Genomic DNA, 8,350 nt, shown 5'->3' on the forward strand with positions numbered 1-8,350 from the left:
GAGTGGGATAAATGCACCACGCCTTACTCAATTACTTGAGTAGGTTTTGGTGCATTCTCCCCCGAACCGTACGTACATGTTTCCATGTATACGGCTCTCTATTTATCGCTAATCCAGTAATCCTGCATGTAAGTTGCTATGGCATTTTTCACATAGTGCCAGTGTTTTTCTGTTCCTTGACAACATAATATTTTCCCACATTTTGTTGTTTGTTAGAGTGGTCAGTTTTCTTACATGATGAATGTAAATATCGGCATCTGTGGTATGGCATATTTCGCATTTCCCATCCCTAATACGCTTTGCGGGGCTATAGATAGAAATTGGTTTGACGTATGGGGTAGCGTCGATGTTCTCGACTTTTACATAGTCAACCCTTCTAAACCCATTATTGTACAGGGTGTGAATTTTTTCGCCTTTCTTGGTTGAATATTTTACGCAAAATATTCCATTTGTTTCAAATTTATGCCTGATATTTGAGATGTGGGTTTTATATTTTGCTGCATAGGTTTTATACATGCTGTATTTCATGAAGTATCCGAATTTGTGTAACACTGGTACGTTGTGCGCCATTTTATAGTAATTGTATAGTCCACGGATTTCGCTGTTAAACTGTCGTAGAATATCGATATCAGTTTTATTGATTAGTTCTTTTCTGTGAGCCGATTTCCATATTTCCTTATGGTTACTGTTATAGCTTATTTTTAACGCTTTATAATCCAGCAGTTTTTTCAGCCATTTTTCCTTTGGCACATATAATTTCACCCGTTTGTCGTAGACCCTCACCAGGTTTCCTTGAGGATTTCTGACCGGGGTTTTGTTGTTAGCAATCTTTATGTCGTAACCCAGGAACCTTGCCGGCTTTCTGGCATTGGTGATTAGCGTCTTTTCGTCTGACATTTCCAGTTTAAGATGGCGGAATAGAAATTCTTTTATGTCGGATTTTAATTTTTCTGCATCATTCTTGCTGCCAATAACACCAACCAGAAAGTCGTCAGCGTAACGCGTATACTGAACCCTTTTAAACTGTCCATCGAGCGGATCAGCGTAGTCCGTGTTCATCATTGCCTTTTCGATTGCTTTTATTTCTCTTTTGGCTTTTGATTTCTCATCCGGACTGAGGCTACTCCATATTCGGGCGTATTTCTTTTTTAGCCAGTATTTTCTTCCTTCGAGTTTTCTAAATTCCGGGTTTCTTTTTCTTTTGTGTCCTTTATTAAAGTTATTTTTATACTCGTCCATGAAATTATCTAGCTCGTTAAGGTAGATGTTAGCTAAAACTGGGCTTAAAATTGAACCCTGGGGTGTTCCGCTGTATGTGCCATGAAAGGTCCAGTTTTCCATATATCCGGCTTTGAGGAATTTCCAGATGAGTCCGATGAAGTACTCGTCTGATATTCTTTTCCTTAACAGCCCCACGAGTACGTGATGATCAATGTTATCGAAGAAGCTCTTGATATCACCTTCGACGAACCATTTTACACCCGTATATTTGTTTTTGATGTTTTCCAAGGCCGTGTGGCAGCTCCTGTTTTTCCTGAACCCGTGGGAGGTTTCCATAAAGATGCTGTCCCATATACTTTCCAAAAGCATTCTGACGACTTCTTGTACTAGTTTATCGTCCACCGAAGGTATACCAAGCGGTCTTTGCTTTCCGTTTTTCTTCAATATATAGGTGCGTCTGGCTGGTTTTGGCTGATAACTGTGGTCTTTGATTTTGTTAATCAAGCTATTAATTCGGCTCAAGCTAATACCGTCAATCGTTTGTCCATCTATACCCTTTGTCATGTTACCTGGTTTGGCGTAGATATTATTATATGCTATCAAGTAGAACTCTGGATTATATAGATTGCGGTATAGTCTTTCGTACCTGTAGTATTCCTTACATGCTTTAGATTGTAGATTATTTAATACTGTAATCGGATTTCTCAAATGCCTCCCGCATCCTTCCAATACTGTACTAAATGGATAAACTGCTCCCCTTCGCCTTGTAGTGGGCTTTCCCCACCGCTGACTACTATGGGAGCTCCGTTGCCGTATCAGATTTTCAAGTTCTTATGACTATAGCTTTTACAAGCACTCTGACTTAGGCAATCCCCGTTTAAATTATTGGGAACGAGCTTGTTATGATATCGGGTATGACTTTCGTCCTTTTCTACTTATTGTAGCTGGGTAATGCTGGTGGTCACACACCGATACCCTACATCTGCATCGGTGCCAGCATTATGTAACGTTTCTAACCATCTTTCGTTACAGATACATCTGTGGCCCCTTGGACTATCATTCAGGCAGTATAGCTTTTACCCTTGTTCATAACTTTTCATCTTGCCATTCAGTCGCAGCTTGATGGTTAGCTGACTTATGGCTTTACCAATGTGCTATTGTCCCTCTGGGGTTTCCCTTGCTGGTTAATTGGTTGATGATGGATGATTGTGACACTTAGTCCACTACCTTGCCAGAGGTAGATTTCCCAATAATTCATGGCGTTTGTTTCACGCCTCTACGGGCGCACTATAGGTGATATCAGCCACCCAGATTTGATTTTGCCGGGTAGCAGAAAAGTTTTCGTTAGTCAGAACATTATCCAGGAAAAACTGAATACCGGCTTTGCGGGGACGATCGGAAAGAGTTTCGGCGATCTCCTTCTGCAGTTCCCTGGCAAAAGCCTCGTAAGACTCGCTGGCCACGACAGATAGTACATTTATATCGTGCACGTCTATACCCGGTACCGAATCGTCGATCCTTTCGCCATCCTGGTTTACGCACAACCGGAGGCCTCTTCCCACTTCCTGCCGTTTTTTAATGGTGGAGTCGCTGTGCTTTAAGGTGCAGATCTGAAACACGTTGGGATTATCCCAGCCTTCCTTTAAAGCCGAGTGGGAGAAGATAAAGCGGGTTGGCTCGGAAAAGCTCAATAGTCTTTCCTTGTCTTTCATGATCAAATTGTAAGCGTCCTCGTCTTCAGAATCGGTCTTTCTGGCTTTTACTTTTGGATTGGTCATCCGCCCCTGTTTATCAATGGCAAAGTAGCCGTTATGGGTCTTTTCAATATCTATCTGCCTTAAATAGCCAGCATATTTGTCGCCAGCGTCTCTCAAGTATTCCTCCACCAGCATCCGGTACTCTTCTTCAAAAATCCGGGCATATTCGCCATTCAGCTTGTTTCCGTTTTTGTCGTACTGCCTGTATTTGGCCACCTCGTCGATAAAGAACAGGGAAAGCACCTTGATACCCCGGTAAAATAAGTCCCGCTCTTTTTCCAGGATATAACCCCATCTTCCCTCAACAAATTCCTGGCCAGCTTCAGCCTTGGATACATCATGCTCAGCCAGTCGCTGTGGAAGCGCCCGTTGGACTCGGTGTTCTGGAAGAGCCGGTTGCCGTCTCCGTCCACCTGTCCCGAGTCAGCCAGGTATTCTTCCCTGCTCTGCTTGAAGTTATCCTTATAAATGAAGTCCTTTCCCGTGTTGTAAGGGGGATCGATATAGATGCACTTGATTTTGTTGAGGTAGGATTCCTGCAGTATCTTGAGGGCCTCCAGGTTGTCCCCTTCAATATACAGGTTGCCGGTATTCTCCCAGTCCACACTCTCTTCCTTGACAGGCCGCAGGGTTTTGTTGGTGGGCAGGTTAGCAAGGAGCACGGCTTCCTTTTTGCCGGGCCAGGTGAGCTGTTGTAGTTACCCTTTGGCTTTTTTGCCCCAAACTTTGTTAACTGAGCTTCTAAAATATCTTCATCGCTTAAATTACCACAACAAATGTCAATCATTGTAAGGCGCCCACTTATCGCTTGTCGGTCATACTCCATTTTGAAGGATGGGTAAGTTCTCCCAATTTACACAGTTTGACGGACCTAATTTTTGACGCAAGATACGGGGATGGCAGTTTTTGCAATTCCCCCTCAAATGTGTACAGGCGAGAGAAATTGCAAAATTTAACAAAAATTTTATGCCTGTAGTTCTACAATTGATGTGGTTGTATAGTTGTAGAACAAATTAAAATTTAGGAGGGATTTTATGTCATTATTTAAGGTGATGCGTTTTGTTTCTGTTTTCGTTCTGGCTGTAGCAGTGGTTCTTTCTGCTGCATCGATGAAAGCAGCGGAGGCCGGGACACCGGAGGTCACTGTGAAAGTTAATGATGGTGTCCCACTTAAAGATGAGACGATCAAACTGTCTGAGGACGGCCGGTCCCTTATATTAGAAGATGGAACGTGTCTAAAAGTTAATCTAAATGATGCAGTTATTCTAAATGATAAAGAAGCGGAGGCCGGGACACCGGAGGTCACTGTGAAAGTTAATGATGGTGTCCCACTTAAAGATGAGACGATCAAACTGTCTGAGGACGGCCGGTCCCTTATATTAAAAGATGGAACGTGTCTAAAAGTTAATCTATATGATGCAGACATATTAAAAGATGCAAAAGCAGATGAAAAAGTAAATGCAAAAGCAGTTTTGCCTATTAGCGGAAGCATTTCAGCACAACAGTATAAAACTTGGGGTTTTTATTTTCCAGCAGGTGCACAATCCAACTTTTATAGCACATGGAGCCCCTCCTCGTCCACAGTACTTGTCGGTATAGTGAACAGTTCAGGCGATTGGCAATGGTATAACACATATACTGGTGGATGCAATGTAACCGCTACCTTTAATACAAGTGGCACGTATTACTGGGTAATGTGGAACCTTGAATCGAGTAGTATTACCTATAGCGGAAGTATAACATATTAACTATAAAGTAAGTCCGAAAAAAATTAAGTATATTCTACAACTATACAATCATTTCTTATTTTATTGGACTACCAGATTAGTGGCAGTTCATTATTTGTCTTATGCGGTTGTTAGTTATGCGTGCGACACTATGACAGGGGACGGTTGTATGTCCAGCAGAGGCTGGCGTTGTTCAGCAGGTGACAGACCTGCCAAAGTAAAGGCCTCACAAGGTCTGTACTTCCACCGCTCGCTGCATTAGTAGAAAACTAAAGGTAAATTACGGTAATAAAAGTCCATTAACTTGGCCCCATGGCTATTGACTATAGTGGAAAAATAATCTATGTAAATACAAAAGGATATTTGAAAAATATAGCATATTTTACAATACAACCACTAACTGTCTCAGTGGAATGCCAACCTTATTGTTGGCATTCCACTGAGACAGTTAACGACGATTGCTGGGGAGGTTTTTTATGCGGCTGTTGGTTGTGGAAGATGAGAAGGATTTAGCAACTACACTGGCAAAAGAGTTAAAAAGAGAAGGTTACGCTGTAGACTTGGCAATGGACGGAAAAGAAGCGCTGTCCCTTGCCGTAATCAATGACTATGATCTTGTGGTATTAGATCTCAATTTACCGGAAATAGACGGTTTGGATGTATTAAGCCGATTGCGGGCAAACCATCCGCTCGCCAAAATATTAATATTAACTGCAAGGATAGAAGTGGAAGACCGGGTCCAGGGACTGGACATGGGAGCCCACGATTATTTGACCAAACCGTTTTACCTTAAAGAGCTGAAAGCAAGAGTGCGTGCGCTTCTTCGCCGCGACTTTGTGACTCAGGACACCGTATTGCGTTGTGGGCATCTGATAATGGACACTGCAAAACATATTGTCTGGTGTAATAATCGCCCGCTGAACCTAACCCGAAAGGAATTTGCCATATTAAGGTATATGCTGTTGCGAACAGGAAAAGTGGTAAGCCAGGAGGAACTGCTTGAACATATATGGGACGAATCGGTAAATCCTTTTACAAATGTAGTCCGGGTACATATAAATACCTTGCGGCGCAAATTGGGAGATAACGCAGAAAATCCTACATACATCGAGACAGTTCCAGGAGTCGGATACCGTCTGAAAGAACCAATTTTTACATGTAACTCGGACTATAAGGAAACTGGGGACACTCAATGAAAAAAAAGCTGCTGACATTACGAACATATTTGGCCCTTTGGATAGCGCTAATATTACTTTTTACCGGAACAGGGCTAATTATTGCTATTAACAGTATGGCATCAGTTTTGCTAAGTAATATTTTTATTGGTGAAATTGTTACTCCTCCAATTATTGATACTCCCCAAATTAATGAAATTCCTTTCGTTAAAGATGATAAAGTTAAGGTTACTGAAGAGGATTTGGGTTTTAAAGAAGGGAAAGGACTTACATATGATCAGGCTGTACAAAAGGCACTTAAATCTCTACGCACTATTTCCATCGTGAGTCTGGTCGTCATGCTGCTGTTCGGGAGCTTGGGGGCTTATTGGTTATCGAAAAAAATACTGCGTCCTGTTCAATATTTAAGCCAAACAGTTAAACGGATTCACGCAAACAACCTGACCGAGCGAATACCCACTGACGGCCCCGACGATGAAATAAAAGAGCTGGCATGTTCCTTTAACACAATGCTGAGCCAGTTGGAACAGCATATTCGCCGGCAGCGCCGTTTTATATCCGATGCCGCCCACGAACTGCGCACACCTTTATCTGTCCTGCAGATTAACCTGGAAGTTCTCCAAGACAATCCCGAAGCCACCATAGATGAGTACCGGGAGGCGCTCAGCGTATTAAACAGGCAACTGGACCGGCTTAAGCAGCTAATCAATGATCTGTTGGCCATGTCCGGCAGTGGAATGATCGAACCCAGGGAAAAAGTAAACCTGAAAGTCATGATAGCAGAAATAATAGCTGGATTGGAGCCTGTGGCTGAACAATATCAGGTGACATTGCACCAAACAGCGGATTTCGATGTTTATTGCATTGGCAAGGAAGCATTGCTGAGCCGCGCCTTCAGCAATATTATTGAAAATGCCGTTCGCTATAACCGCCCTGGCGGTAAAGTGTCCGTAGTTTTTGACGACCGTCCGGATGACATACTGGTAACAATTAGCGATACAGGGATAGGCATGGCAAAAGAAGAACAATCGCACATTTTTGAACCATTTTACCGGATTGAACGCTCCAGATCGCGCCATTATGGAGGAGCTGGTCTGGGACTTGCCATTACAGCGCTAATTATTGAAGGCCACGGAGGTACAATTTCCGTGGAAAGCGCCCCTGGGGAAGGGAGTTCATTCACGATAACATTACCGAAAAATCCGCGACACTTCGCCAGAACTTTCCCGGGAGATATGAGTTCTACTCTTGTTGACAGCGGGAAAGGGGCTGTTATCGGATAAACTTCGAAAAAGAGTGAATGCGGATGAAATACAACCTGCCCCCCGTTAGCGCTCCTACTGCATTTTAACCAGCAGGGCATCGTAATCTATATGTTCCAGGAACCTCTTTTTACCTGGCATCTTTAGAGTTCAGCCGCATGAAACACCGTCCCGAGGAGCCAACCTGCGGCGCCATTTCAGGAGAAAAAGCAAAGCTATAACAAGAACAGCGGCCGTGATACCTGATAACCATGAAAAGACGGTCTTCGGTTTATTTTCCGGTTTCAGTTTTAGAAGTAATATATGGCTTCCGGCAGCCTTTAATCGATAGGAATTTGCTTTTTCCATCTCATTAATAGCACAGTATATTATTGCCCATCAAACATAAAATTGTAGCCGGTTCATGCATATCTACCGGATAATAACCTGACTGTTTCATTAAAAAGAATGGCAGGCATACTCTAATGCCAAATTATGCGCACACTCAAACAGGCCATAACAGGATTCCATATAACAACACATGAACAATCCTAATAGCCTATACTGTCCAATCGTGAACCTATCTTGATAAGACCCCTAAGCTAAATACAGTCCTCATAAGGTGTCAACTGGGAATATTCATCCTCATACGGCATTTGGAAGATAGAATCATCATGGGTTATATCATAAGACGGTCCGGAAGGTTTGGAAGCAGGAATGTACTGATGCTCATTATAAAGGTTGGGGGGATCATGATTTCCCGGCATCCACAGATCCAGGTGCAGCAATATCTTCTTGATGGTCTCTTCCTCTTCGATAAAGGATATGATGCGCATGGAGCCATTGCACTTGGGGCATAACAACGGGTCGATATGGTAAACCTTTTGAATCAGGCGGGCCCAGTTCCTGCGGAAAGCCTTTTTTGAAATATCGGAATCAACCAGTAAAGGCGCCTGGTTGTCAGTCTCTGTTTTTTTGCGCATGCCCCGTGACTTGTTTGAATAGTACCCGTAATACCGGACAAGTTGTTCTCCTTTATTGGGGATATGATTAACAAGCCGGGCCAACCAATCCAGCGCCACAAAAGTTTCACGGACTCCGCTGTTTTTGCCTTTATAGATTACTCGTGCGACACCGTCATTCGATTGGGATGCCGGTATATAGAACAATCTTTCCTGTGCGATGGGAGCCCGGACAATATATTGTGCTAACCTCTCAATCCCCTCCTG

General features: G+C 43.1%; 7 protein-coding genes. 3 read left to right on the forward strand and 4 right to left on the reverse strand.

The genetic code is table 11. The features are described 5' to 3' along the window. Positions 1–108: 108 nt before the first annotated feature. The 3 genes from BM299_RS18220 to BM299_RS18230 form a co-directional block, all read right to left on the reverse strand. On the reverse strand, positions 109–1,929 hold the full coding sequence (locus tag BM299_RS18220) for a reverse transcriptase/maturase family protein (RefSeq protein ID WP_092487835.1): 1,821 nt from the start codon (positions 1,927–1,929) through the stop codon (positions 109–111). Positions 1,930–2,489: 560 nt separating this feature from the next. Beyond that, the gene (locus BM299_RS18225) at positions 2,490–3,221 is read right to left on the reverse strand and encodes a hypothetical protein (protein WP_342741343.1); all 732 of its coding nucleotides are present in this window, start codon (positions 3,219–3,221) and stop codon (positions 2,490–2,492) included. Then, on the reverse strand, positions 3,152–3,640 hold the full coding sequence (locus tag BM299_RS18230) for a DNA methyltransferase (RefSeq protein ID WP_483863700.1): 489 nt from the start codon (positions 3,638–3,640) through the stop codon (positions 3,152–3,154). Before BM299_RS18230 ends, BM299_RS18225 begins: the two co-directional genes overlap by 70 nt. A gap of 372 nt (positions 3,641–4,012) precedes the next feature. Here BM299_RS18230 and BM299_RS18235 point away from each other — a divergent pair, with 372 nt between their 5' ends. The 3 genes from BM299_RS18235 (at position 4,013) to BM299_RS18245 (ending at position 7,163) form a co-directional block, all read left to right on the forward strand. Further along, entirely contained in the window at positions 4,013–4,726 is a 714-nt protein-coding gene (locus tag BM299_RS18235) for a hypothetical protein (RefSeq protein WP_092487838.1), read from the forward strand. 455 nt (positions 4,727–5,181) lie between these two features. Next, positions 5,182–5,901, forward strand: a complete 720-nt coding sequence (locus tag BM299_RS18240; protein WP_092487841.1) for a response regulator transcription factor — start codon at positions 5,182–5,184, stop codon at positions 5,899–5,901. Continuing rightward, a complete protein-coding gene (locus tag BM299_RS18245) occupies positions 5,898–7,163 on the forward strand; it encodes a sensor histidine kinase (RefSeq protein WP_092487844.1) in 1,266 nt (421 codons plus the stop codon). The genes BM299_RS18240 and BM299_RS18245 overlap by 4 nt, the downstream gene beginning before the upstream one ends. 560 nt (positions 7,164–7,723) lie before the next feature. On the opposite strand, the gene BM299_RS18250 is transcribed toward BM299_RS18245, so the two are convergent. Then, a partial coding sequence (locus tag BM299_RS18250; RefSeq protein WP_207545242.1) for a transposase occupies positions 7,724–8,350 on the reverse strand: 627 nt, incomplete at its 5' end.

The organism is Desulfoscipio geothermicus DSM 3669 (genome assembly GCF_900115975.1).
In the GTDB taxonomy this organism is placed as follows: Bacteria; Bacillota; Desulfotomaculia; order Desulfotomaculales; family Desulfallaceae; genus Desulfoscipio; species Desulfoscipio geothermicus.

Coding starts and splice junctions, on each gene's coding strand:
- BM299_RS18235 (WP_092487838.1), top strand. CDS start 4,013: ATGTCATTATTTAAGGTGATGCGTTTTGTTTCTGTTTTCGTTCTGGCT.
- BM299_RS18240 (WP_092487841.1), top strand. CDS start 5,182: ATGCGGCTGTTGGTTGTGGAAGATGAGAAGGATTTAGCAACTACACTG.
- BM299_RS18245 (WP_092487844.1), top strand. CDS start 5,898: ATGAAAAAAAAGCTGCTGACATTACGAACATATTTGGCCCTTTGGATA.